Raw genomic sequence first — 24,614 nt, 5'->3', positions numbered from 1 at the left:
TATGAAAAAAGCTGATGAACGAGAATGTTCATCAGCTTTTTAAATTAGCTAGTTTTAATTATTTTTGGTTTGTCTTTTCTTAAAGAATACGAACCCTGCTCCTAAAATAATCATTAATCCAATTACTACAGTAACCATTGTTTGTTTTTCACCAGTTTGAGGTAGTTTAGGATTTACAGGTGCTGGTTTTATTGCTGGTTTAGTATTAGTTGTGGCATTGTCATTAACTTGCTTTTCTACTTCATTCCACAAAGCATCTAATTCTTCAATTGTTTGACAAGTTTTAAGTTTAGCTAGGAATTTATCTCCTTGATCTTTTGTCAATTTTCCTTGTTGAATATACTGATTAATACCATTTTCAACTTTAGCATATTTTTCTTTAAAAACTCCTACTAGAGTTGCTTCATTATCTTTTACTTGTTTATCAACTTCTACTTCAATTTGGTCCCATTCTTCTAAAAGACCAGCTTCTACTCTCTTTAAAAAAGCATCTCCTTGGTCTTTAGTTAACTTTCCTTGATTCATCAACTCTTTTATTTTCTTTATTAGTTTTTCTTTTCTTTCTATAAGAGCATTTGGATTGACTAAATGAGAGACTTCTCCATAAATGGCATCAACTTCTTCAACTGTTTTAGACTCAGCAATTCTTTTAAGCAATTTATCACTTTCATCTTTAGATAACTTTCCCTGTTTGTAAAAAGTTTTAATTACTTCTGAAACAGCATCTTTTTGCATTTGTAGCTTCTGCTCCATGATTAGCTTGTCTAATTCTTGCTCAATTGCCCTTACCTCTTCCATCGTAGTAAGTTTTTCCACTCTAGCTGTTAATTCAGCTTTTTTTTCGGCAGTTATAGAATATGTTAATGAGTCAATTTTATTTTTAAGATTGGTCTTATTTCCTACTATATCAAAACTATTTGTTGGGTCTACTTGTTTTTCAGGTTCCTTTACTTCTGATGAGTCATCTTGTTTTACTGGTTCTTTTTTCTCAACTTTCATAACACTCGTTTCTGTTTTAGTTACACTCGCTTCCTCAGCCTTCACAACGCCACCTAGTCCCAATGCCAACATACCAACTATCAAACAACCTATCACACGCTTTCTCATCACAATCCCTTCTTTCTTATTTATTTTATTTAACTCATTTTTTTAGCATTAATTTTTATAGTTACAAAAGAAACTTCCTTGTAATACAATTGTAACATTAGTATTTAAAAATTACCATTAACTACTTATTAAGGATTCTTTAAGATTGGGAATTACTTTCTATCATCTAGTCCTTACAAAAAAAACGTGTAGGTATTTTACCCACACGTTCTTCTCTTTTTTATAGAGTTTCTAACTCTTTCTTTGTCTTTTCTTGAAAAATACAACTCCTACTCCTAAAAGAAATACTAAACCAATAACAACACTCATAATAGTTTGCTTTTCTCCTGTTTGAGGTAGGATACTTTTTGGTTTTGTTGTTGTAGTTTTAGACGCTTCGTTATCTTTAACTTGTTTTTCAATTTCATTTGAAAGAGCATTTAATTCATCAATTGTTTGACATTTTTTTAGTTTTGCTAAAAAGTTATCACCTTGTTCTTTCGTTAATTTATTTTGTTCTACATATTGCTTTATAGAACTTTCTATTGCAGCATATTTTTCTTTAAAGTTAGCTTCACCTGATGTTTCATTTAGTTTTACTTGCTTATCTACTTCTGCTTCAATTATTTCAAGTTCTGCTACATATCTGCTAACTTCAATTTGACCTAAAAATTTGTCTCCCTGCTCTTTCGTTAGCTTTCCTTGTTTCACTAATTCATTTACTTTTGACGTTAACTTATCTCTTTTTTCGACAAGAGCATTACCATCAATTAAACCTGCTACTTCAGAGAATATGTCTTTTGCTTCTTGACTTGTTTTGGCATTATCTAATTTAGCAATTAACTCATCTGCTTTTTCTTTAGTAATTTTATTTAGCTTTTGCAAATCGCTTATTGTATTTTTATAAGAATTAACTTCGATTGCTAATGCGTAATCTGCCCATAATTGAGATGCTTCATTAGAAATTGCTTGAACTTCTTCCATTGTTACTGCTTTTTCCAATCGACTTAATAATCCTGGTACTTTATCTTTTGCATTTGTATCATTTAAAGATTCTACTTTTTGTTTCACTTCAATTTTTTGAGCAGCCACATCTTGATCCACTTGTTTTGGTGGATCTACTTGTTTGACTGGTTCAGAAGTTTCTCCCTCTTCTTTATTAATATCTTCATTTGCTACTGCTGTAACACTCTCGTCTGTTTTATTTACTTCTGCTTCCTCTGCTTTTGCTCCAATTCCAAAACCTAGCATCAATGAACTAACCAATACAAACCCTAACATTCTTTTTTTCATTTTAATCTCCTCTTTCTTTATATTACTTTTACATTTCTTTTTGTTACTATTGAGTAACTTTTGTAACATAAATGTAACATAAGTTTCAAATAATTACTATCATTATTTTATTAAGGATTTATTAAGTTATTAATGAACCATTCAAATTATCTTTATCAGAGTTTTTTCCTTTCATGATATACTTTTCTTATTAACAAAAAAGGAGTGAGTTTATGAAAAAAATTTGTATTATTGGCTCTTCTGGTGCTGGTAAATCAACTTTAGCAAATAAATTAGGAACTAAATTAACCCTTGATATTCACCACCTAGACGCCTACTTTTGGCAACCTGGTTGGATGATGTGTTCATCGTCAGAACAAATTGCTATTCAAAATCAATTAGTGAAAAAGCATAGTTGGATTATTGATGGCAATTACGGAGATACACTAAATCTACGTATAAAAGCCTCTGACACCATTATTTTCCTAGATATTCCCCGTTTGACTTGTCTTTATCACGTCTTGAAACGAGTTATTCGTTATAACAACAAAACCCGTCCTGATATGGGAAAAGATTGTCCTGAAAAATTTGATCCTTCATTTTTAAAATGGACTTGGAATTTCAGGAAAAATCAACGCCCTCACATTTTAAAAGAACTATCCAATTTATCTAATAATCAAGAAGTCATCATTTTGCATTCCACTAAAGAAATAAATGCTTTTTTAGACTCCCTTTAATTTTCTTTAATCAATAAAGATTTAATCCGATCTACTGTTCCTTGTTGATACAACTCTTGATTTTGAACCTTTTGATAATCAATTACTTTTTCTTTCAAGTAAGCTTGTCCCTTAAATAAATCATTTAATTTTTCTTCAAAAATAAGATAGTCTGATTGAGCTAATCTTGCTTTGACTTCTACTTCAGAATTGGTTTCATTTACTTGCAATATAGTTGCCTCTAACTTACTTAGTTCACTGATTGCTTTTCCTAAATACTGTTTATCTGTTATAAGAGAAATCTCAAGAATTGGTTCTACGATAAAAGTCCCTGCATTTAGTAGTGCTTTATAAAGAGCATATGGGGTTAGCTGTCTAAATTCTGACGGTGTACTAACTGGACTAAAGAATTCGGCGTCTGTTAAAGTAATTGTTGCATTGATCAATTCGTAATCGTACAGTCCAGTTTTTATTGATTCTTTGACACTTGTTTCGATAGCATGTTGGAATGACTGTTTGAGATAACCGGTTGTCACTAAGCTATTAAAGCAAATCCCTTGATTATCATTTGCTTCAATCGATAATGTCATCGTTGCCCAATAAGGATTTAAGGATTCATCGACTTCAATTGTGCCATATCCTTTTTCTTTCACCACTTCTTTATAAACAACTTTAGGTAAAGACAAACTAAGAGTTGTAAAGTTGTAGCGTCTTCTTAAACTTTCTTCTACATATTCTTTTTGCACTCTTCCAAAAATATTCACTGATATTTCTGAGGTATCAGGATCAATAGCCATTTGTAGTAATGGGTCCTCTATTGTCATCTCTTTTAGTAAATCTAACAAAATAAGGCGTTCTTTTTGCTCTATTTCAAAAGTAATTTTTAACGTTGGTTTTGGTAAGGAAATTTCTTTTGGCGGTCTATTACCTATCCAATCACCAATTTTTAATCGCTCTTCATTAGGTATCATAAAAATTTCATTTGGGTGAACTGTATCACTTAAAACAAATTGATTATCTTCTAAACAAAAGAAGCGATTCATTTTGATACTGTCTGCTCCATTTAAAAGCTGTGTTTCATATCGATTGATTTGACCGGCAATAAGTTTAAAAAAAGCTTGTTTTTGCCCATTCGTAAAAGTAATTTTATACAAATAAGCAAGTAATTCTTTCTCTTTTGAAGGAAGCTCTAATTGATTCAAACTATCTAACAAGACTTCGATTCCTTCTCCACTAATTGCTGAGCCATGAATAGTAGGAAAAATATTCCCTAAAAGAGTGCTTTTGTTGTAAGCTTTTTGGATTTCTTCCTCGCTTATCTTATTTCCATCGATAAATCTTTCTAATAAGGTTTCATCTCTTTCAATAATTTTGTCTACTATTTCTTCTTTTGATTGCGTTAAATCTATCAGATTTTTAGTTAGTTTATTGGTAATTTCGCTCATTATATAATCTGGTTGAGCCGTACTAACATCTGTTTTATTAATGAAAAAGATAGTTGGTATTTTAGCTTCTTTTAAGGTATCAAATATTCTTCTTGTTTGTGTTGGTAATTCTCCTACACTCGAAACAACAAGGACTGCAACATCAATAACATTTAATCCTCGAATCACTTCTCCAAAAAATTCGATATGTCCTGGCATATCAATTAAATTGATTTTTGATTCTTTCCATTCAAGAGATACTGAAGCCGATTTTATGGTGATACCTCTTTCTTTTTCTAACTCTAACGTATCTGTTACGGTGTTAGCTTTTTTTATACTTCCCGCCTCATATAACGTATGTGTTTTACTATATAATTTTTCTGTTAGAGATGTCTTTCCAGCATCTACATGAGCAACTATTCCTACATTTATAATTTTTTTCATACAAAAAAGACTTCTATGGTTTTTGCTTAGTCAAAAAATACTCTCGCTAAATACCATAGAAGCCTAAATTCACGACCTTCTACTCAAAGTTCAAGAGCATTTCTTTTAATCGCACACCAAATAAGCCTTCTGTTTTAAGTCTTATTAAAATGTGCTATAAAGAAATACTCCGAAGCATATGAAGATCACTCACTTATTTTATTTGGTTTAATTTTCACTAGTTTAACACAATTTGAATGAATTGATAAGTAATTTACAAAATTATTTAACCGGTCGATTGTCTTTACTACCATAATAATTTAGCACTTCTTTGGGAGAGTTTAACAGTTCACTAATTGTGACTAGTTCGTAATTTTCTTCTTTTAAAAATGTTAAAATATCTGGTAATGCTTTTGCTGATTGTTCTTGTATGTCATGAAGTAAAATAATCGAGCCTGGATAAACAGTTGATTTCACTCTCTCTGCAATTTTCTCTTTATTCTTTAGAGACCAATCATTTGAATCTACTGACCACTGAATTAAAGGACGTTTGATTATTCCTGCAACTTTCTTATTAACTGCACCATATGGAGGTCTAATATAAGCTGGTTTTTCTCCTGTAATTTCTTTAATCGCCTGATCGCTTTTATCAATATCTGCTTCTACTTGTTCTGGTGTTAATGTGGTTAAATCACTGTGAGCATTTGTATGACTAGCAATTTCATGATTTGCTTTTTTTATATCTTTTACAATATCTGGATTACTTTGAGCATTTGTTCCTAGTAAGAAAAAAGTAGCCTTAACTTGGTATTCATCCAATGCTTTTAAAACTTCTGGTGTTGTCTTAGGGTTAGGACCATCATCAAATGTTAGTGCGACTCTTTTTTCACTTGTCGTCTTTTCTATTTCTTTTTCTGTGGAACTAACACTAGTTAATTCGTTTTTAGAGCTTGATTCTTTCACTGGTTGTTCTGCCGAACTTGATTCAAGCTGTCTTTTAGCATTTTTTTGATTCAGTTGTATATCTTTACTAACAGCTTCATAGGCTTTATCTATTCCAATCAAGATAACGGAAAATAGTAACACACTCAATAAAATTATTTTAATATTTTTATTCATTTAGATTCATTCCTTTTCTTATTTACTAATAAGAAGATATCATCAGAATGTATCTACATTGTATCAAGTCTTTTTAAGGACTCGTCACCTTAACATAGGCTTGCATATTAAAATAAGAATCTCGTTCATCAAACATAAAATTAATCATTTCTCCTGTTTTTAATTGAACTTCAAAAATATCATTGTCTTGTTTTATTTTCTCTTCTTTTAATCCTAAATAACCTAAATAATTAGTTACTAATTCTTTTTTCGAAACTTTTTTTATTGGGTCATAGTAAAAAATTGAGAACTGAAGGATTTGAGATGTGCTGTCATCTACAACAAAATCACCATACGCATCTGATTGGGTTGAGACAAAGTGAGTATTCCAAAAAACAAGATCCTCTACTAACTCCGCTTTACCGTTTGTTATGATAAATTTTTCTAGTGGTAAGTTTAATGCTTGAAATAACTCTTCAAGACTCTTTTTTAATACCTTTACTCGGTCCTCGTCTACATAGGTTCTATTTTGACCACTCCACTGTTCATTAGCTAAAATCATTCTCTCCGGTAAGCTGATCGAGCTTTCTGTATTTAACTTGTTACGATTGACCGTCACCATCTCACTTGAGTGATAGACTTTTTCTTCAATTAATTTAGGGCTAAAAAAAAGAAGTAAGACTAAAGAGGTAAAAGCTATAAAAAAGAAAATATAATTTTTATTCATTGGCTAACTCCTTTTTGAAAGTCACTATAACTGTCGTTTCGATTCCTTCAGTGCTCTCAATTAATAAATTACCTTGATGTAATTTAACTACCTTTTGAACAATCGAGAGACCTAATCCTAAGTGTTGATCACTTCTTGATTCATTATTTGTCACAAATGCTTCGGTAACAGTTTCAACTAAATCAACTGGTATACCAGGCCCATTATCACTAAATTTCAATTGATAAGAATCCTTTTGATTCATACCTCTTATTTCTATTTCACTTGGTTTCTCAAAAGCATTTAAGCTGTTTAAAACAATGTTATAAGCCATTAATTTAAAGAGATTGTAATCAAGAGGTAACTCGCTTTCTTCAAGAGAGACACTAAATCCATGCTGGCTTTCATTTCCTTTAAAGAAAAGTTCCAAATCTTCTCTAATGAGAGTTGTCTTGATGGGTTTTATCTCTAACTGATACGTATTTAATTGAGTCAATTTTAAAATATCTTTTGATAAATTAGTTAATCTTTGACTTTCATTATAGATATACTCAACTGACTCTAAATCATCCGGTTCCAAATCACTCCATTTCAACATCTGAGAATAGCCACTAATAGATGTAAGTGGTGTTCTAATTTCATGTGCTAAGTTAGCCAAAAATAAATCTTGGCTGTCTTTTGCCTGTTGAATTTGATCAATATCTTTACTAAATTTATCAGCCATATTATTTAAGCCTTTACCCAGTTCACCTAGTTCATCATTTGTGGGTGATACCACTCGTTTTTCTACATGTCCCTTTGAAATATCTTCGGTTGTTTTTATCAACTGCTTGATTGGCTTGATTAACATATTAGCTAATAAAAATGAAACAATGGCACTTGCAATAATTATTCCGATTAGTAAAAAGCGATAGATCATTTTAAACTCTTCCATGTTTTTAGTTAACTCTACTAGAGGGTCTACCAATACAATACCAAAGTTTTTATTTGGAATTTTCTCAGAAAGAAGAAGATATTTTTTGTTATTCACTAGTTGTACATCACTAATTTGGACAATATCTTCTTTTGGTGGTAATTCAATTGTTAACTTTTCTTTTGGTAAATTCGGTTCTGCACTGTATAAAATGTTGTCTTTATTATCAACTAAAAAGAAATTTTCACCACTTGATTTTTTGACAAAATCCCCTAACTCTTGATAGTCTATTTTTTCATTTCGATTACTTAATTTGGAGTTAATTAGTAAATAAACAATGTGTTCTTTTGAGACAGCCGTTTCTTTTTCTTGTTTCAACGTGTTTTGATAGACCGAATATAGAAAAAGAAAACTAATCGAGCCAAATAATAATACAATACTAAAAAAAATCGATGTATAAATTTTATAGAAATAGGTCATTTTTCTATCTCCAATAAATATCCTGTTCCATAGACTGTTTTCAATTCATTCTCTTTAAATAGTTTGTTTCTAATTCTTTGAATATGTAAATCCAACGTCCTACTCTCGTCTGTAAATTCTTTTTCCCATACATTGGAATATAAAGCTTCTCTTGTCATAATGATATTTTTATTAACAGCTAACATAACCAATAAATCAAATTCTTTAGGGGTTAATGACACTATTTCTTCTTCTTTTTTCACTTGTTTCTTTTCGACATTTATTTCAATATCATTTAAGTAAATCATTTTGCTTGTTTCATTCACTCCATACACGCGTCTTCTGATCACTTCAATTCTAGCTATTAACTCTAATATATCAAAGGGTTTAGTCATGTAATCCTCAGCCCCAATACTTAACCCCTTAATTTTATCTTTTTGCTGATCTCTTGCTGTTAAAAAAATAGTTGGAATATCATATTCTTTTAAATATTCAATAAGCTCCCATCCATTAATTTTAGGGAGCATAATATCAACAATCGCAAACTCAATTTTACTTGTCTCAATTAGATTAGCAGCCTCTTCCCCGTCAAAAGCAGCAATAACTGTATAACCTTGTTTAGTCAGACTTTTTTTCAGTAAATTATTGATACTCAAATCATCTTCAACAATTAATAGATGCATGTTTTTTTCTCTCCTAAAATTATCTTTTTTATGATTACAGTTATACTAAAAACGGTTAGCCATAAGAGAAAATAAATAAAGATTGAAAATGTCATTTTTGATGTAAAAATAACTTTACTTTCTTCCAAAAGTTGAAGGTAATTCAATCGATTCATTTTAGCAAACCACTCTAAATGAGTCAGAATAGAACCCAGAAAAAATAGACCACTAGCTAGTATAAAAATACTAAAATGATGATTCAGTCTTTTCTTAATACTCTGAAGCATTTCTTCAATTATCCAACTATTTATGACTATCGCCATTATTAATAATACCCAATTATTTTTCTCTTTAATAAAAGTATAACCTGTTGTCCCAATTTTTTCATAAACTGAATAGAGTAAATTTAAAATTATTTGAAGCATAAATAACCAAACAAAAAAAATCATGCTCTTGTTCACATGATTTTGATCATTTTTAAACAGTTTACCTAAACAAAATAAAATGCTTGTAAAAATTATTAAATGACTCATTCTTTACTCCTTAAATGACAATAGTTGTCTGACTCGTTCTCTTTCATTTTCCGAAATCACTTCATACGAAACACCATCAATAAACGTATTTTCACCCTGTACTTGCTCTGTTTTTAAATCTAAATTAAGCTTAGTCAAATCGATTGATTTAATTAATTCTTCAATAGGAATATTTGTTTTTAAATTCTCTCCTAAAACAGCTAATAATTGAGGCATCTTATATAGATTTTCTACTTTTGTTAAATGATTAACTAGTTGCTTCACTAACTCTTGTTGCCTCATTTGTCTGCCATAATTACCTCGTGGGTCTTCATAACGCATTCTTACCCAAGCAAGAGCTTGATCAGGTTCTAATAAAATATCACCTTGTTTAAAGTGACAATCATCATAACTAAATTCAAATGAATTATAAACGGTGATTGGGCCAGCAATCTCTAAGATTGATTGGAAACCTTTCATATTAACGGTAACGTAATATGGAATTTCAGTATTAAACAATTGCTCAATTGTTTTTTGAGATGTCTCAACCCCGCCATAAGCATAAGCTGCATTTAGTTTATTTTGATTTGAATAGCCTGGTATCTCCACTAACGAATCTCTTTCAATACTTAAAAGTGTGTGTTCATTGTTATCAAAGTTTAAGTGAGTTAATAATATCGTATCCGATCTTCCTCGGTCATCTCGCCCTAAATCTCCTGTATCAATACCTAAAACTAATATATTCATTTTTTTATCAAATGGGATTTGAGTTTCTTTTGCCTTATTATCCATATTTATAACTGGTTTAACACTCTTAATTGTTTTTTGTACTTGGTAGTAACCATACCCTGCTACCGATAACATACTTACCGATAGAGTAACACCTAAAAAAAGAAGTATCTTTTTTAACACCTGTATACCTCCTAATTTTTATTTGATTTACTTTACCAATGAAATGTATCTAAAATGCATCCAAAATTTTAGACAAAAAAATAGAAGAGGCTCTTTAAAAAAAGTGCTTCTTCTCAGGTAAAAAATTTTAACGAAATAAGTATCAATTAGCTAGTTTTTCGTTCATTCATCTTTCTATTTATCTAAATAAAAAAACACTTATTATAGATATGAACTAAAAGATTGAAAAAAGAAAACTTAATCTTCTTGATGACTTGATTTCTATTTATATTGTCCACTGTGACTAGCACAGTCCCCTTCCCAAAGGAAATATAAATCATCTCTGGAATTATTATACAGCCTACTCCTTAAATATATTCCTATAAATCGGGACAATTTGTTTCAAATAAAAAAACAAACCTTGTAATCCTAAATCTATCGCGTTAGTATGGAGATATAATAGATTAAAGAAAAGGAGAATTGAGCCAATGAACCTTAAATTTTTTGTCAGTAATAAAGAAATTATGAAGATTGAAATTCTAAATGAAATTCTAACATCTAATCGAAGAATTTTTTTAAAAGACTTAACAAGAAAGTTTAATGTTTCAAAAAATTCAATTCTTCGTTATACTGCTGAATTACGAGATGACTTAAACGTTTTATTCGAAGATATTAAGCTCCTCTACTCTGAAGACGGTAACTACGTTATCACAACAAAAAGCTCCCAAGACCATGCTTATCTAATTAATAAAGTACAAGAATACTATATTGAAAACAGCACTTTGTTTCTTATTCTAAAAAAGATTCTAGAAACAGACTGGTCCATTACTCAAATTTCTAATTCTCTTAATTTTTCCCTATCAACTGTCTACGCTAAAATAGCTCAACTAAATGAATTTGCTAAACCATATAATATTGAATTGAGTTTACTACAAAACGGCCGATTTAAAGGTAATGAGTTTAATGTCAGATATTTTATCTATCGTTTAGTTTTATTTGAAAACAAAACTAATAAAGATAACCCGTTTAACCCTTTAATTTCAAAATCCTTTATAGATATTACTAATGTTAATAACGTCTTACTTAATAAAAAAAATCTTACTTCATCTGAAGAAATGAGATTACGAATGCTACAAGGTGTTTCTCTACACAGACTTAAAAGGAATCATCGACCACTAGAGTATGATCAACCTTTTTTAGATGATATTACTTTTTTTAATGTACCAGATTTTCACTTATTTGAAAGCACTCCACTTATTTCAGAGGAACAAAGAAAATTAGAATCTTTTGTTTTTTGTTTCTTATTAAGATCAACTATTTTTGAAATTGAATCAAATGAAAAAAAATCAAACATTGTTAATAAATACAAGCATTCAAATTTAGCTATTGCAAAAGATACTGAATTCTTACTTCAAGAGTTCTCTAAACAGTTTGATATAATTTATACTAGTGAACAAACACAATTAGATTCATATTACTTACTTTTAATTAATTTAATTTACTTTAAACATACAAGTATTAATCTATCAGTTTTTTTCGAAAATGAGTTTATTTGTTCTGACAGTGACATAAATAAACCTGGGTCAAACACTAAAAATAAGAATGACATTGACTTATTTTTACTCTCAGCTCCAGTTAGAGAACATTTTTCTGGTTGTACAGAAGAATCCTTATTACAACTTTCTCATATTTTTCATTATATCTATGATGTCAATAAACCACTTAAAAAAATCAGAGTTTTTGTTCAATTCTCTAAAAACATCCATACAGTTAACCTGATTAATCAATGTTTAATTAATGCATTCAATCCTGATTCCCTTGAAATTATCAAAGATCCAACTCAAGCTGATTTAATCGTTTCAGATACTTACGAAGGTAAAAAATTTGATACGAATCATTTTTATTTTGATAATACGTATGATCCGAATCAATATAAACAATTAGTTCAATATGTAGGTAACTTATGTTGTAACAACATGTTTAGAGAATCAAAATAAGAACTGCGTGATAAATCAGCACGCAGTTCTTATTTATAACTTATTTTAATTTACGTCCCCGATACGATTCGAACGTACGACACCTGCCTTAGGAGGGCAGTGCTCTATCCAGCTGAGCTACGAGGACAAATGAAATAACTGTTCTTATTCTAAAGTTAATCTTAGAAAGTGTCAATACATTGAGTGAAACACGAAAACAAGGTCGTTAAAACTCGTTTTTCTCTGTGCACCTTTTTATCCTCTGGCTAGTAAAGCTAATCAAGAAATAAGAGAAACTGACTAAAATTCTCTCATGATTATAATATACACCTAAAAGTTCAGATATTACATTTGGAATTGAACTTTTTTATTTGATTTTTTTGTAACAAGACCTCACATCTCCATAAATCCATTATGGTTTTTATTGATTAAAAGAACTTCTTCACCATTTTCTTGCGCTTTATTTATTCTATTTTCTCCCCAAATAGACATCGTTATGAGTACTTCTCTTAAAGTTTTCCCTTCCTCTGTTAAAGAGTATATAACTTTAGGCGGTACCTCATTATATACTTGACGAGAAATAATGCCATCTGCCTCTAATTCCTTAAGCTGTTCTGTTAGTACTTTTTGACTCACTCCTGGAATCTTTTTCTTAAGTTCGCCTGATCTTACTTCTCCATATCCTAAATGACAAAGAATTATTGGTTTCCATTTTCCACCAATTATTTTGAGAGTTGCTTCTATTCCTAATTGATAAACTTGTTGTGCCATTCTATTCTCTCCTTTTCACATTAGATACTAAAAAGTGCCTATCCCACAATATTGTGCGTACTTCCATTTTATTTTTTTAAAATTATACTAACATATATAAAGAAGTTTCACATCTTTATAATAATTTTAGGAGTGATTTAAATGAAACACTACCCATTTTTAGAACCACTAACCCTTAATAACGGAATAACTTTGAAAAACAAAATTGTCATGTCTCCTATGACCACAATGTCTAGTTTTTACAACGGAATGATTTCTGATGATGAATTAGACTACTACAGTATTCGTTCTAGTGGACCAGGTATGGTAATTACTGCCGTTGCAAATGTGACTGATGATGGTAAAGGCTTTGAAGGAGAACTATCAGTATCAAATGACGATATGATTCCAGGTTTAAAACAATTAGCTGATGTTATCAAAAAAGACGATACTAAAGCAATTTTACAAATTTTTCATGCAGGTAGAAAATCAAACTCTAAAATCCTACGTGGAAATAAACCAGTTGCTCCTAGTTCTATTGCAGCAGTATATCCTGTAGACTCTGAAACGCCAAAAGAATTAACTGATGAAGAGATACATGACATTATAAAAGCATTTGGACAAGCAACAAAACGAGCTATTTTAGCTGGGTTTGATGGAGTTGAACTACATGGTGCAAATACTTATTTACTACAACAATTTTATTCAGAAAATTCTAATCAACGAACTGATAAATGGGGTGGTTCTAGAGAAAAGAGGTTAACTTTTGCTATGGAGGTTCTTAAAGAAGTCCATGAAATCGTTGAAGAATTTTCCAATCCTTCTTTTATTATTGGATACAGAATGTCTCCTGAAGAAATAGAAAAACCAGGAATTACTTTAGAAGATTCTTTATATTTTGCTGATAAAATAAAGAATAAAGTAAGCTACTTACATCTTTCAATTGGAAGCTATAAAAGAACCTCTTTAAACAATCCAAATGATAAAACTCCAATTATTACTCAGTTTGCAAAAACTTTAGATAACCAAATACCTTTAATAGGAGTTGGTTCTGTAGAATCTCCAGAAGACGCAGAACATGTTCTTTCATACGGTGGAAATTTAATCGCTATTGGGCGAGAGTTAATAAGAGAACCTAAATGGGTTCAAAAAGTACAATCTGGAGATTTAGCAAGTTTACGAACTTCAATTAGTCCTTTTGATTTAGACGAACTAAAAATTCCTCGTGTCATGCAAACTTACTTAAAAGAATCGTTTTATGATGTAATGAATTTTACAACTGATAAAAAAAATGGATCCAATTACCAATCAAAACTAGCACCAATGGAAGGTTTTGAAAAAAAATTATAATAATTTTTAACATTTAAACACCACTTGTCGTTTTGATTTAGAACATGAAAAATAAAAATAGAAGGTAAGATCATCTCGAAATGATTATACCTTCTATTTTCAGTATGATTTATCTATTGTTCTTGTTTTAAACGACGATGAAGCTCAATAATTTCTACTGCTACGTCTTTAAAAGAAATAGCAGTCATCAAATGATCTTGACTATGGACTGTTAAAAGAGTCACTGTCATGTTCTCGCCTTGAGCTTCTTTTGTTAGAAGGCCTGTTTGAGATTGATGTGCTAATGTTAATGATTCATCTGCTGCTTTTAATTTTTCATCTGCTAATTCAAAGTTACCTTCTTTGGCTGCTTGGATAGCTTCCATAGCATCACTCTTAGCATTTCCAGCATTCATGATTAATCCCATGATTGCTTGTAAATTTTGTTCATCCATAACTTTACTCTCCCATTAATTGTAGTGCTTGATTTAAAACATTCTCACCATTCATCATGCCATAATCAGCCATATTAATTACTTCTAGAGGAATATTTTTATCTGCTAATTTTTGTTCAAATTGAGATTTCATAAAACGTACTTGAGGTCCTAATAATAGAACATCAACACCTTTTTTCTCAATATTAATATCTGCTTCAGATGCTGATACGGCAAAAATTTCTGCTTCTAATCCTCTATCTTCTGCTGCTTTTTCCATTTTAGTTACTAACAAACTTGTACTCATTCCTGCTGAACACACTAACATAATTGTTTTTTTTGACATATCTATCACTCCTAATTTAATTTACACTTATATATAAGCAAGTTACGTGCCAATTATTTTTTACGGTAAAGTCTACTATTATTCACTTTATCCGCTCTTTTTGAATCCCACTACTATTACACACTAACACAGTGTGTTGTTTTTTACTTCAAATTAATAAGAACTCTCAACTTGTTCTAACATTTTCATAAATCGTTTCTTTTTAAATTTACCTAATATAAATCGAAACAAACTGTCATTTAGTTTTTGAAGTGTTCCGTGAGAAATCATCTCTTCTTCATAAGCCACAACACACATAGTATCAGATAAAGATTCAATCTTATATGAAGCTGTAAAATCATTCTTTGTGGTTGATGTGGAGTAACTATAACTTTGATTTGGGACTAATTGATTAATCTTAATTTTAGCATATTGCTTTCCTGGAAACTCCTTAACATACTCACAATTTTCTAAATTACTTTCATTAATGACCTCACCAGTACTTTTGCTAACATCATGTAAAACGGACTCCACTAACTTATGATAGAAATAAGCCGCTGGAATATTTAACTCTTTACTTATCTTCATTCACGACGCCTCTTTTCTTCTTTCCTTTTCTAAAAACAAACAAGCCAATCATCATAAAGCTACCTGCTGTTATCATACTCAAAAAGTCATAGGTTCCTAATCTTGCATTGGCACTAACCACAAAAATAACAAGACCGATACTTATTAGTGCTAATCCGTTTTTTTCCATCATCATGCGTCCCTTCTTCTTTATTTACCGATTGCTTGGAAGTACAATACTTTTCCCCAGGCTTCTTGTTTAATAGCATCTTTAGCAATTTTAGCTGCTTCTTCTGAATTTGATGTATCTATCTTAAATAATAATTTGATTCCTTGTTTCTTGTCAAAGGTAAATGTCACCCCTTTAACCTCTTTTCCATCTAGTAAGCTTTTTATCGCTTCTTGTTGCATGGCTGAGCTGATTTCAATCATATAAATTCTCCTTTAGTCAATAATTTCTGTTTTATTGGCTGCAATTACAAATGGTGCCCAAATAATAAAGGCTACAACTAAGTTAACCAATGTTAATACAATAGCACGCCAGTCTCCACCTGTTGCTAAAAAGCCACTTAACATTGTTGGCATTACCCAAATAACATTTACTACCACTGGTTTAACAAGTCCAGCTACCGTTGCAAAATAAGCAATCGTTGCTGTTGCGATTGGTGCTAAAACAAATGGAATACCAAACATCGGATTTAATACAACTGGTAAACCAAACATAACTGGTTCGTTAATATTGAATAATCCTGGTCCAATTCCAAGTTTACCAACTGTTTTATAATCTGCTCGTTTTGAGAAGATTAATATAGTCACTAATAGAATTAATGTAACTCCTGCTCCTCCTGGCCAAACAAAGGCTTCAAAAGATCCAGCTACCCATTTATATGGAATGGCTTGACCTTGTTGGAAAGCATTACTATTTTCAACCATTGCTACTCCGTAAACCGATTGTAAAACTGGCCCCATAATGTTTGTTCCATGTAAACCAAAGAACCATAACACGTGAACAAGTAACACAATAATAAAGACTGCCCCATAACCTTGAGATAACCCAAGTAATGGTTTTTGAATTGTTTCTGTAATCCAGTCAATGAGTGGCATGCCTACAAATTTTTCAAAGACAAAATAAATAATACCTGAAACATATAAAGCTACTGCCCCTGGAATAATCGCTGCAAATGCTTTTGATACAGCCGGTGGAACACTATCAGGCATTTTAATAATAATATTTTTCTTCATTAGAAAAGCAAAAATTAAAACAGATACAAAACCAAAAATAATTGCTGTGAATAAACTAGTTGCTCCCATATACTTACTGAACGGGAAGAATCCCCAACCAGCTGTATTAATTGTCTGTACACCATCTTTAACAGCAACTTCTGCCCCTGCCGATGTAATAATATTTACGGCTTCTTTTGAGATTTTTTCTGGTAATTCTAAAGCTGTTGTTGCTGTTTGTGGAATTCCCATAATAAAAGCAACTAATGAGACAATCGCACCTGACAGTGGATCTACCTCATAAGCTTTGGCTAAGTTGTAACCAAAAGATGCGGCAAAAATGACTGCCATAATCGCTAGTGTTCCTGTCCATACTAATCCATTAATACCAATAACTGGTTCAAAAAATGCGGTTATCTTATTGCCTTCTCCAATATAAGTATTAGGAAAATCACGCATAAAAGCATTTAGTAGTGTCGCAACAGCTCCTGCCATTGTCGCTGGCATCATACTAATAAAGGCATCTCTTAACGCTACCAAATGTTTTTCTGATCCTATTTTTGCTGCTGTAGGTAATACATACTTCTCCATCCAATTAACTAAACCATTCATTCCTTATAAATCCCCCTTTTGATAATAACGTTATACTCTTTTATATTTAAGAAATCTCCTTTCCTCACTTTACTATAAGCAAGTGTCATGCCAACTTAACAACTTGAGAAAACCTTTACATTATAACGTTATCAACTTGTTCAAGTGTGCATTTATAGGCTTACACACTTGTTTACTGTGTAAAAAAAGACTATGACTTAAGAATAGCCTCTTAAATCATAGTCTCGAATTTTATTCAGTTTCATCATTTTGTTTTCTAAAATCTAGCCAATATAAAAATAAACTACCTGGTAAAACAACCGCAAACATTAAAAATAAAACAGTTGTTAAATTTCTCTCTGAAAAAACAATGATTAGCATAACTACTGCTAAAGCAAGAATCGGCAAAATATCACTTTTGGCTAATTTGTATTTAGGTCTACTTTTTTTATCGATCACTATATCACGCTCTCTTGTCTTATCTCTTAAAGCTATTGTACCCAATATTCTTTGCTTAAGTGTTAACAAAGCATGTTTTATTTCTTAAGTTTTATTAAGTGCAATAAAAAAAGATAACAAACATTACAATAGACGTAATCTTTGTTATCTTATTCTTAAATTTTATTGTTTAAATACATTTCAGTTAGGTAAGCTACTTCATCTTCTGGTATTTCTATTTTATATTTCTTCTCCAAAACAATTACGTTCATTTTAACAATATCAACTTCGTAACGATGAGTCTTTTTAAATTGTTCTAGTTCATTAAATAAACGTTGATGTTTGTCTGTTAATAAATTATCCACTAGGAAAGTTAAATGAAGAAAAATTCCCATATCAACTCCTGGTTCAAGAACCAAAGCTAAATCTTTTTCGATTTTTTCAGTTACCTGTTTTGTCTCTTCTAACAAAGCATAAAGAGATGGCACACTTTTTATCGCACCTTCTAATGAATGTGACAACTCACTAACAGATATTTCCTTACTAACTAATTGTCTCAAACGAGTTAGTTGGTCTTCTTTAAAAATATCATAGGCTGAGAAAAAGGGAATATTTTGGTAATCAATATCGACTGTTCCCACGATTGCTTTGATTTCATAAGTATCCATCAAATCATCTATTCGATTTCTAAAAGCTGCTTTTTCAAGAAATTGCATTTGAATAATCTGGATTTCTTCTGTCTCCATAACTGGTTTAATGCGTTCTGCTAATTTATTTGAAACGCCCTCTCCAGTAAAACAAGTAACAACAACAGCCTTTTTCAATGTTTGATTAGTTCTAAATTGTCCGTGAACTGCTGATTCAAAAGAAACTTGAATATTTTGGTAGATTTCCTTTAAACTACGGCCGACACTGGCCATTCTAACTGATTCAAGCACAACAAGAGTTGATACCATCGAAATCGATTTGGTGACAATCCCTGTCTCTTCTGTCAACATATGGCTAAACGTATTTAAAGAGCCCATATCCGTTAAAATCAAAATACCACTAGTCAGCTCTTCTTTATTTTGATTTACGTAATTTTTAACTTGCTCGTACATTTGAGTGACTTCCATCGTCAGCGGCATGTTAAAAGCTACGCCTGATTCAATCCCCAACAAGTCTTGAACCGCTTCCAACATACTTGATGCTGTTGACTTTCCGTGCATTAAAAGGAATACTTTAACTTTATTATCTTGTTTTTCGATGTCATCACTGATATCTAAAGTTAAAAACATGGTAATAAACCCAATCTCATCAAAGGGAATATCCACACCACACTCTTTTTCAATCAGGCTTGATAATTCAATGGCCACTTGAAATTCTGTTAAGTATTTTTTTCTAACTTCATTTAGATTAGGATGAACAATCATTTTGCCATTTCTAATTCGCTCAATGGTACTTTGTAAATGCATTGAAAAAGTGAATCTAGTTCTCTCATTAAATGTTCGATCTAATTTTTCTTCTGCGATATTATAAAGTTCATCTGTTAATTTCCAGATTTTAGGTTCAATTAATTCTTGATGAATATCGTTTCTTGATAATTCATTAACGTAAACTTCAAAGTATTCATTTAAGTTCTGCTCTATCAACTGTTCTAAATCAATGGTTTCTAAATCAACTTTAGATAAAGAAGATACTTTATCTTCAATCGTTGAGTAGACATCCATATTTTGAGTCGTGTCTTGAGTCCAAACGACATTTTTAGCACCAGGTTCAAAGGTTAACTCTCTAGCTGCTGCATCAAAGAAATGATCTGTTCGTTCACTAATTTCTTTCACTTTCAGTAAACCTTTTTGAACTGGTAGTGGTAAATCACTTACACCAACGCTTAGATGCGGTGTTCCATTAGTTCGATGATGTAGGAAAGCTTTAGCACAAACTAATTTCAAATCACGCTTTACTTGTCCAATATTACCTTCTGTGTCATACAACATGAATGCTAATAAAACATCTTTTTCTACTACTATTTTCTTCTTTAATCTGCTTGCTTCCTGATTTAAAAAGAGCGTCACGATTTCAAAGCGTTCATCCAAAGTTCGATTACTTAAAGGCGGTAAGGTAATACTCATTGGGATACGACGATTAAAGGTTGCCAGAAAAACGTCTGAATTTTCCGTTGTCGCACCAATAATTTGAACAGACGCTTCATAGGTTTTCGAGCTCTCTCCTAATGGACGGTACACCCCTTTATCGATAAAGGTAAAAAGCATCTCTTGCCCTTCTGGTGGTAGGCGGTGAATCTCATCTAAAAATAGAATGCCACCATTTGCCTTTTCAATCAAACCAGGTTTATCTTGCTCAGCTCCTGTAAATGCCCCTTTTTTTACTCCAAAAATATGACTAAATAAAAGTTGTGGGGTTTGAGCATAATCGGCACAGTTAAAGGAAATAAATGGTGCTTCCTTTGACAAACTTTCTGAAGTAAGTCCAAACTCATACATACACTCAGCAAATAAAGACTTACCTGTTCCGCTTTCACCAAAAAGAATCGTATGCAGACCCTTTGGTGGGTATAGCATGGCAGCTTGTGCTTGCTGAATGGGAATTTTTAAAGACTCTTCTTTTCCAACTAAGTGATTAAAAGAAAGTAATTTAGATTCTTCTTGCGAGCTTACGTCCTGTTTTATTTGGTATAAAACAGGACGTCCTTCAATTCGATCTATTTTCTTTTCTTTAAATAATTCAGATAGATGACGACTCACATTACTTCGATCAAGTTCTAAATTTTCAGCTATTTCTGTAGCACTAAGTGGTTCTTTTGCTTTTTCTAGTGCTGCATAAATTTGTTTTTTTCTACTAGACATATTTATCCCCCTAATGCCTATTTCCAACTAGCCCCTTTATTTTTATTACGATTTGTTCTATTTTTTTTCTTCTTTTTCTTAGGCTGTTCTTTTTTGGGTTCTTTTGGTTTCATTTTTAGCTCGCCACTTTTTGAAACAGGCAATTCTACTTTTTTCGTTTCTTTTTTAGATTCTTTTTTAGGCTCTTCTTCTACCTGTGAGCTTTCAATTTTTTCATCAACTAATTGACCATGACTCACAAAAGTTTCCGTTAAATCACGATTTAAACTATTCGTAATTTTTCTTAAAATTCTTACGTCTCGTTCGTTGATTAAACTAATCACTTCACCAGGTTTACCCATTCGTCCAACTCGACCAGAACGATGGATATAATTTTCTGCATGAAGAGCTAAATCATATTGCACCACATAATGTAAATCAGAAAAATCTAACCCTCTAGCTCCAATGTCAGTTGTTAATAAAAGAGCGACTTTATTATTTTCGAAGTCTTCAATAGCTCGTTTTCGCTCTGTCTGATGTTGATCAGAAGCAAGAGTTCGGTGCTCAATCCCTAGATAATCTAGTCTTTCTGAAGCAACTCCTAACTCACTTAATTGGTTGAAAAAGACTAACCCTTTAAAGCCTTCCACATGAGCCAATCGTCTTAATGTGTCTGAGCGTTTTCTAGTTGGTGTAATGATATAAGAATGTTTAATGGTTCCTTTGGTGTCATCTGTTTCTGTTACATCGATTACCTCTGGCGCTGTTCTAAATAACTGGTCGATTTCAGGTAAAATCACTTGACCTGTAGCAGAAACAGCAACTACTTGAGTATCTGCTAAAACAGTTTTCATTACACTTTTTGCAGCATTATAATCTTCTTGAGAAACTAAATCATCTACCTCATCTAAAACTAAACAGTTGATTAAATGAGCTTTGATTTTTTTAGCTTTAATCAGCTCTAATACTCGTCCGGGTGTTCCAACTAATACTTCTGGACGTTTCTTCAAACGTTCAATTTGTCTACTAATATTAGCTCCACCAATAATCGTTTGAATGTTTAACTCTAAAGGTTTAATCCACTCTCTGGTTACATCTGCTACTTGGGAAGCTAATTCTTGAGAAGGCAGTAAAATTAATAACTGATTGCCTTCTCCTTTTTTTATTTGTTGCATTAGAGGAAGAAGATATGCCAACGTTTTTCCTGATCCTGTCGGTGAAATACCTAACACACTTTTTCCACTGCTTAAAGGTTCATACATCTTTTCTTGAATCAAACTTGGGTCTTTAAACTTTTTTTCGACCCATTTTTCTTGCCACTCTTTAGGCAAATTTTCTATCATTGTCATGACTGTTACTCCTAATTTTTATTTATCTGCATCAAAAACGATGCCTGTTTGTTTTCTCAATGACTCCATTACACAGTGAACTTCTTTAGCTAATTGAATCCAATCTTGGTATCTCTTTTGTTGTTTAACACTCATTGGTTGATTGATGACTTCGCTAAATGCGATAGCTTCTTCAATCATTGGGTTTTCTGAATTTGCTTCACCGTAACTTAATTCGATTAATTCTTTGTCTTCACGTTTTTTTACTTTAATTTCTTGGATTGAGTTAATAGCATCTAAACAAATAGTGCTATCACTTAAATAGATTTCAGAAGGTAAGTAACTATCGGCATTTTTCCCTGTCATCATCGTCACATCAAAGCCGTCATATCTGAAAATCATTGTTCCTAGTCCATCAACGCCTGTCGGTAATTTTTGGTTAAAGTAAAAACTTTCTTTTGGTTTTCCAAACCAGCTAATAGCTGTATAAACAAGGTAGACACCTAAGTCCATCAACGCACCACCTGAGAATTTTGGTGAGAAGATATTTGGTTCTTCACCTCTTAAAACGGCATCATAACGAGAAGAGTATTTCATGAAATTTAGGTTGGCACCTAAGATATCCTCTCTGTTTTTTAACATGACAGCCACTCGTTCAAAGTTTTCTTCATGGATATGTCTAGCCGCTTCAAAATAAAACACTTCTTTTTCTTCAGCCAAATCAATTAATTCTTCTAATTCCTCTAATCTTGAAACAGCTGGTTTTTCAACGATGACATGTTTTCCAGCTTCAATAGCACCTTTGGCTTGTTCATAATGCAAACTATTGGGAGAAGCAATATAAATAACATCGATTTCTTCTAGATGAAAAAACTCAACAAGATCGGTTGAGGCAATCACACTTTTAGCATTAGGATATTTACTTGCAAATTCTTTTGCTTTGTCTTCATTTCTTGAATAGACTGCGCTTAATTGATACTCGCCACTTGTGGTTGCTGCGCCTACAAATTCGTGGGTAATCCAATTTGTTCCAATAATTCCTAAATTTAACATAAGTAACTCAACCTTTCTATTTCCTACAATAATTTAAATGGGACTTGTTCTTTAATGACTACTTCATCAGGAGTAACATGACAATTATAAGCTAATACTTCTAGCCCTTGTTCCATACCCTTTTGAAAGGCAGCTTGCAAATCAGGCTGCATCTCTTTATTAATAGTCGCCACATCAATACTTTCAAATTGAACCACAAATAGCACAGCTCTTAAATAGCCATCTTCGTTTGCGTCAATTAATGTTTCTACATGTTTAAGACCTCTTAACGTCGGGGCATCTGGAAATGAGCCTATTCTATCAGCTTCTAAGGTCATTCCTTTTACTTCAACTAGTAGCTTTTCTCCTAAATCAGTTTCAATTAAAAAATCAATTCTTGAATCTTTATACGTGAACTCTCTTTTTAGATCCGTCACTTTGCCCCTTAGTATAGCAAATTTTATCAGATTTTGCTTGATACCTTCTTCAACTAAGTCATTAGGTAGTTGACTGTCAATATTGAACCAAGCTCCCTCTTTTTTGACAGATACTAAATCATACTTAGTTTTTCTTGTTGCTTTATCTTGAAAATTAACAGCCACTTGAACGCCTGGTATTAGTAGTTCTTTACATCTTCCAGTATTTTTGACATGAGTAATAATCTCCTCACCAGTGTCTTTTATGCAAGTAGCGATAAATCTATTTTGTCTTTCTTTAAAGGTTACGATTTCAATTCCAGCATATTCAGCCATCTCTTTGCTCCTTACTTTTTATACTAATTTATTATTAATTATAAATCGAATAATAACTAGGTTTTCTATAATAAAGATACTTAACATCACTAGAACTCCAATAAGATATTCTCTATTATCTGAAGAAAAAAGTAACTTTATTTTTTTCTTTTTAAATAAAAAATTATCGATCAACATGACAAGAACTAGAAAACTAGCGCCTGTCATTGCTCCATTACATTTCCATTGTTAGGACTAGCATAATTATCGATAAACATTGGCCCTTCTATATCTTTTAATGTTAGATATATATCAAATAAAAAATAAATAAAGACAACACTCATTGGTAAAAAGCTTGTCCATTTTAAAAATCGTTTTTTCACTATCCAACAACTCCTTAAATTGATTATAACATTTTCTTTTACATCCAAAGTTGTAGAGAATTTTCAATCTAAGGCTTGTCGTTAATTGCTTAATTTTAGCTGATAATAAACTTAAGAAAACACAAGAGAGGATATGACATCATGAAAGAGGGACTGATTGCTTCTTTTTTAATCATAGTAGTGGCAACAGCTGGTTATTATACTTATGACAACTATCATAGAACAGAGGAGTATTACACAAAAGTAGTAACAGAAGGAGAACCGATTACCTTAAAAAAAGAAGACGGTGAAACATTCAATCGATACCGCTACCAATTAGAAAGCTATAAATCTCCTAGCGTTTCTAAAAAAGTTGAAATTGATTCAGTGGAAAATCAACCATTTAAAAAAGATACTTATCTAAAAGTTAAGTTTAGCCAAGAAGAAGGTGTCACTTCATTAGAAGAAATCAAAGACGTTCCTTCTGACATAAAGAACGAGCTAGATCGCTTATAAAAAAACAGATGACTTTTGTTAAAATTT

At 31.6% G+C, this 24,614-nt stretch carries 26 protein-coding genes and 1 tRNA gene; 4 read left to right on the top strand and 23 right to left on the bottom strand.

Annotated elements, in window-relative coordinates; all coding sequences use genetic code 11:
- Positions 1-54: 54 nt before the first annotated feature.
- Together H9L18_RS03740 and H9L18_RS03735 are read right to left on the bottom strand one after the other, a co-directional pair.
- Positions 55-1,107 carry an LPXTG cell wall anchor domain-containing protein gene (locus H9L18_RS03740; RefSeq protein WP_126790901.1) on the bottom strand — a complete coding sequence of 351 codons (1,053 nt, stop codon included), beginning with the start codon at positions 1,105-1,107 and terminating at the stop codon, positions 55-57.
- Between the two features lie 231 nt (positions 1,108-1,338).
- Entirely contained in the window at positions 1,339-2,379 is a 1,041-nt protein-coding gene (locus H9L18_RS03735; protein ID WP_185847376.1) for an LPXTG cell wall anchor domain-containing protein, read from the bottom strand.
- 212 nt (positions 2,380-2,591) lie between these two features.
- On the opposite strand from H9L18_RS03735, the gene H9L18_RS03730 reads away from it, so the two are divergent.
- Positions 2,592-3,095 carry a DNA topology modulation protein gene (locus H9L18_RS03730; protein ID WP_126790905.1) on the top strand — a complete coding sequence of 168 codons (504 nt, stop codon included), beginning with the start codon at positions 2,592-2,594 and terminating at the stop codon, positions 3,093-3,095.
- Here H9L18_RS03730 and H9L18_RS03725 read toward each other — a convergent pair.
- The 7 genes from H9L18_RS03725 to H9L18_RS03695 all read right to left on the bottom strand — a co-directional run bounded on the left by H9L18_RS03725 (position 3,092) and on the right by H9L18_RS03695 (position 10,183).
- Positions 3,092-4,942 carry a GTP-binding protein gene (locus H9L18_RS03725; RefSeq protein WP_126790907.1) on the bottom strand — a complete coding sequence of 617 codons (1,851 nt, stop codon included), beginning with the start codon at positions 4,940-4,942 and terminating at the stop codon, positions 3,092-3,094. The two genes, H9L18_RS03730 and H9L18_RS03725, sit on opposite strands and share 4 nt — an antisense overlap.
- A gap of 261 nt (positions 4,943-5,203) precedes the next feature.
- Positions 5,204-6,040, bottom strand: a complete 837-nt coding sequence (locus H9L18_RS03720; RefSeq protein ID WP_126790909.1) for a polysaccharide deacetylase family protein — start codon at positions 6,038-6,040, stop codon at positions 5,204-5,206.
- A 73-nt stretch (positions 6,041-6,113) separates the two neighbouring features.
- Complete coding sequence (locus H9L18_RS03715) at positions 6,114-6,746, bottom strand: hypothetical protein (protein ID WP_126790911.1); 633 nt, start codon at positions 6,744-6,746, stop codon at positions 6,114-6,116.
- Positions 6,739-8,118, bottom strand: coding sequence for a HAMP domain-containing sensor histidine kinase (locus H9L18_RS03710; protein ID WP_126790913.1), 1,380 nt, complete (start codon positions 8,116-8,118; stop codon positions 6,739-6,741). The genes H9L18_RS03715 and H9L18_RS03710 overlap by 8 nt, the downstream gene beginning before the upstream one ends.
- Positions 8,115-8,780 (bottom strand): response regulator transcription factor, encoded by a 666-nt coding sequence (locus H9L18_RS03705; RefSeq protein ID WP_126790915.1) that lies wholly within the window; start codon positions 8,778-8,780, stop codon positions 8,115-8,117. The genes H9L18_RS03710 and H9L18_RS03705 overlap by 4 nt, the downstream gene beginning before the upstream one ends.
- Positions 8,768-9,292, bottom strand: coding sequence for a hypothetical protein (locus tag H9L18_RS03700; RefSeq protein ID WP_126790917.1), 525 nt, complete (start codon positions 9,290-9,292; stop codon positions 8,768-8,770). The genes H9L18_RS03705 and H9L18_RS03700 overlap by 13 nt, the downstream gene beginning before the upstream one ends.
- A 3-nt stretch (positions 9,293-9,295) precedes the next feature.
- Complete coding sequence (locus H9L18_RS03695) at positions 9,296-10,183, bottom strand: LCP family protein (RefSeq protein WP_126790919.1); 888 nt, start codon at positions 10,181-10,183, stop codon at positions 9,296-9,298.
- A gap of 467 nt (positions 10,184-10,650) precedes the next feature.
- Between H9L18_RS03695 and H9L18_RS03690 the strand changes: the two genes are divergently transcribed.
- Positions 10,651-12,159, top strand: coding sequence for a helix-turn-helix domain-containing protein (locus H9L18_RS03690; protein WP_126790921.1), 1,509 nt, complete (start codon positions 10,651-10,653; stop codon positions 12,157-12,159).
- A gap of 53 nt (positions 12,160-12,212) precedes the next feature.
- Here the strand turns inward: H9L18_RS03690 and H9L18_RS03685 are convergent.
- Positions 12,213-12,286, bottom strand: a tRNA-Arg gene (locus H9L18_RS03685).
- A 245-nt stretch (positions 12,287-12,531) separates the two neighbouring features.
- Positions 12,532-12,909: a winged helix-turn-helix transcriptional regulator gene (locus H9L18_RS03680; RefSeq protein WP_126790923.1), complete on the bottom strand. Its 378-nt coding sequence runs from the start codon at positions 12,907-12,909 to the stop codon at positions 12,532-12,534.
- 141 nt (positions 12,910-13,050) lie between these two features.
- On the opposite strand from H9L18_RS03680, the gene H9L18_RS03675 reads away from it, so the two are divergent.
- On the top strand, positions 13,051-14,238 hold the full coding sequence (locus tag H9L18_RS03675; protein ID WP_126790925.1) for an NADH-dependent flavin oxidoreductase: 1,188 nt from the start codon (positions 13,051-13,053) through the stop codon (positions 14,236-14,238).
- Between the two features lie 113 nt (positions 14,239-14,351).
- On the opposite strand, the gene H9L18_RS03670 is transcribed toward H9L18_RS03675, so the two are convergent.
- The 12 genes from H9L18_RS03670 to H9L18_RS03615 all read right to left on the bottom strand — a co-directional run bounded on the left by H9L18_RS03670 (position 14,352) and on the right by H9L18_RS03615 (position 24,092).
- A complete protein-coding gene (locus H9L18_RS03670) occupies positions 14,352-14,672 on the bottom strand; it encodes a PTS lactose/cellobiose transporter subunit IIA (RefSeq protein WP_126790927.1) in 321 nt (106 codons plus the stop codon).
- 4 nt (positions 14,673-14,676) lie between these two features.
- Entirely contained in the window at positions 14,677-14,997 is a 321-nt protein-coding gene (locus H9L18_RS03665; RefSeq protein ID WP_126790929.1) for a PTS sugar transporter subunit IIB, read from the bottom strand.
- Positions 14,998-15,150: 153 nt separating this feature from the next.
- Positions 15,151-15,564, bottom strand: a complete 414-nt coding sequence (locus H9L18_RS03660; protein ID WP_126790931.1) for a DUF3284 domain-containing protein — start codon at positions 15,562-15,564, stop codon at positions 15,151-15,153.
- Positions 15,551-15,736, bottom strand: coding sequence for a DUF3188 domain-containing protein (locus tag H9L18_RS03655; protein ID WP_246433308.1), 186 nt, complete (start codon positions 15,734-15,736; stop codon positions 15,551-15,553). Before H9L18_RS03655 ends, H9L18_RS03660 begins: the two co-directional genes overlap by 14 nt.
- Positions 15,737-15,753: 17 nt before the next feature.
- Entirely contained in the window at positions 15,754-15,975 is a 222-nt protein-coding gene (locus H9L18_RS03650; RefSeq protein WP_126790933.1) for a hypothetical protein, read from the bottom strand.
- 12 nt (positions 15,976-15,987) lie between these two features.
- The gene (locus H9L18_RS03645) at positions 15,988-17,376 is read right to left on the bottom strand and encodes a PTS sugar transporter subunit IIC (protein WP_126790935.1); all 1,389 of its coding nucleotides are present in this window, start codon (positions 17,374-17,376) and stop codon (positions 15,988-15,990) included.
- Positions 17,377-17,607: 231 nt separating this feature from the next.
- On the bottom strand, positions 17,608-17,814 hold the full coding sequence (locus H9L18_RS03640) for a hypothetical protein (RefSeq protein WP_126790937.1): 207 nt from the start codon (positions 17,812-17,814) through the stop codon (positions 17,608-17,610).
- Between the two features lie 155 nt (positions 17,815-17,969).
- The gene (locus H9L18_RS03635) at positions 17,970-20,639 is read right to left on the bottom strand and encodes a sigma-54-dependent transcriptional regulator (protein ID WP_126790939.1); all 2,670 of its coding nucleotides are present in this window, start codon (positions 20,637-20,639) and stop codon (positions 17,970-17,972) included.
- Between the two features lie 17 nt (positions 20,640-20,656).
- Entirely contained in the window at positions 20,657-21,967 is a 1,311-nt protein-coding gene (locus H9L18_RS03630) for a DEAD/DEAH box helicase (protein WP_126790942.1), read from the bottom strand.
- An 18-nt stretch (positions 21,968-21,985) separates the two neighbouring features.
- Complete coding sequence (locus H9L18_RS03625) at positions 21,986-22,999, bottom strand: Gfo/Idh/MocA family protein (RefSeq protein ID WP_126790944.1); 1,014 nt, start codon at positions 22,997-22,999, stop codon at positions 21,986-21,988.
- Positions 23,000-23,022: 23 nt separating this feature from the next.
- A complete protein-coding gene (sfsA, locus tag H9L18_RS03620) occupies positions 23,023-23,730 on the bottom strand; it encodes a DNA/RNA nuclease SfsA (protein WP_126790946.1) in 708 nt (235 codons plus the stop codon).
- A 203-nt stretch (positions 23,731-23,933) separates the two neighbouring features.
- Positions 23,934-24,092 carry a hypothetical protein gene (locus H9L18_RS03615; RefSeq protein WP_185847377.1) on the bottom strand — a complete coding sequence of 53 codons (159 nt, stop codon included), beginning with the start codon at positions 24,090-24,092 and terminating at the stop codon, positions 23,934-23,936.
- A 141-nt stretch (positions 24,093-24,233) separates the two neighbouring features.
- Here H9L18_RS03615 and H9L18_RS03610 point away from each other — a divergent pair, with 141 nt between their 5' ends.
- Positions 24,234-24,587: a YxeA family protein gene (locus H9L18_RS03610; RefSeq protein ID WP_126790949.1), complete on the top strand. Its 354-nt coding sequence runs from the start codon at positions 24,234-24,236 to the stop codon at positions 24,585-24,587.
- Positions 24,588-24,614: the final 27 nt, after the last annotated feature.

This window comes from Vagococcus carniphilus, assembly GCF_014397115.1.
Classification (GTDB): domain Bacteria; phylum Bacillota; class Bacilli; order Lactobacillales; family Vagococcaceae; genus Vagococcus; species Vagococcus carniphilus.
The sequence above is the reverse complement of the archived record's forward strand: the minus strand, read 5'-3'. Positions and strand labels throughout refer to the sequence as shown.

Coding starts and splice junctions, on each gene's coding strand:
- H9L18_RS03740 (WP_126790901.1), bottom strand. CDS start 1,107: ATGAGAAAGCGTGTGATAGGTTGTTTGATAGTTGGTATGTTGGCATTG.
- H9L18_RS03735 (WP_185847376.1), bottom strand. CDS start 2,379: ATGAAAAAAAGAATGTTAGGGTTTGTATTGGTTAGTTCATTGATGCTA.
- H9L18_RS03730 (WP_126790905.1), top strand. CDS start 2,592: ATGAAAAAAATTTGTATTATTGGCTCTTCTGGTGCTGGTAAATCAACT.
- H9L18_RS03725 (WP_126790907.1), bottom strand. CDS start 4,942: ATGAAAAAAATTATAAATGTAGGAATAGTTGCTCATGTAGATGCTGGA.
- H9L18_RS03720 (WP_126790909.1), bottom strand. CDS start 6,040: ATGAATAAAAATATTAAAATAATTTTATTGAGTGTGTTACTATTTTCC.
- H9L18_RS03715 (WP_126790911.1), bottom strand. CDS start 6,746: ATGAATAAAAATTATATTTTCTTTTTTATAGCTTTTACCTCTTTAGTC.
- H9L18_RS03710 (WP_126790913.1), bottom strand. CDS start 8,118: ATGACCTATTTCTATAAAATTTATACATCGATTTTTTTTAGTATTGTA.
- H9L18_RS03705 (WP_126790915.1), bottom strand. CDS start 8,780: ATGCATCTATTAATTGTTGAAGATGATTTGAGTATCAATAATTTACTG.
- H9L18_RS03700 (WP_126790917.1), bottom strand. CDS start 9,292: ATGAGTCATTTAATAATTTTTACAAGCATTTTATTTTGTTTAGGTAAA.
- H9L18_RS03690 (WP_126790921.1), top strand. CDS start 10,651: ATGAACCTTAAATTTTTTGTCAGTAATAAAGAAATTATGAAGATTGAA.
- H9L18_RS03680 (WP_126790923.1), bottom strand. CDS start 12,909: ATGGCACAACAAGTTTATCAATTAGGAATAGAAGCAACTCTCAAAATA.
- H9L18_RS03675 (WP_126790925.1), top strand. CDS start 13,051: ATGAAACACTACCCATTTTTAGAACCACTAACCCTTAATAACGGAATA.
- H9L18_RS03670 (WP_126790927.1), bottom strand. CDS start 14,672: ATGGATGAACAAAATTTACAAGCAATCATGGGATTAATCATGAATGCT.
- H9L18_RS03665 (WP_126790929.1), bottom strand. CDS start 14,997: ATGTCAAAAAAAACAATTATGTTAGTGTGTTCAGCAGGAATGAGTACA.
- H9L18_RS03660 (WP_126790931.1), bottom strand. CDS start 15,564: ATGAAGATAAGTAAAGAGTTAAATATTCCAGCGGCTTATTTCTATCAT.
- H9L18_RS03655 (WP_246433308.1), bottom strand. CDS start 15,736: ATGATGGAAAAAAACGGATTAGCACTAATAAGTATCGGTCTTGTTATT.
- H9L18_RS03650 (WP_126790933.1), bottom strand. CDS start 15,975: ATGATTGAAATCAGCTCAGCCATGCAACAAGAAGCGATAAAAAGCTTA.
- H9L18_RS03645 (WP_126790935.1), bottom strand. CDS start 17,376: ATGAATGGTTTAGTTAATTGGATGGAGAAGTATGTATTACCTACAGCA.
- H9L18_RS03635 (WP_126790939.1), bottom strand. CDS start 20,639: ATGTCTAGTAGAAAAAAACAAATTTATGCAGCACTAGAAAAAGCAAAA.
- H9L18_RS03630 (WP_126790942.1), bottom strand. CDS start 21,967: ATGACAATGATAGAAAATTTGCCTAAAGAGTGGCAAGAAAAATGGGTC.
- H9L18_RS03625 (WP_126790944.1), bottom strand. CDS start 22,999: ATGTTAAATTTAGGAATTATTGGAACAAATTGGATTACCCACGAATTT.
- sfsA (WP_126790946.1), bottom strand. CDS start 23,730: ATGGCTGAATATGCTGGAATTGAAATCGTAACCTTTAAAGAAAGACAA.
- H9L18_RS03610 (WP_126790949.1), top strand. CDS start 24,234: ATGAAAGAGGGACTGATTGCTTCTTTTTTAATCATAGTAGTGGCAACA.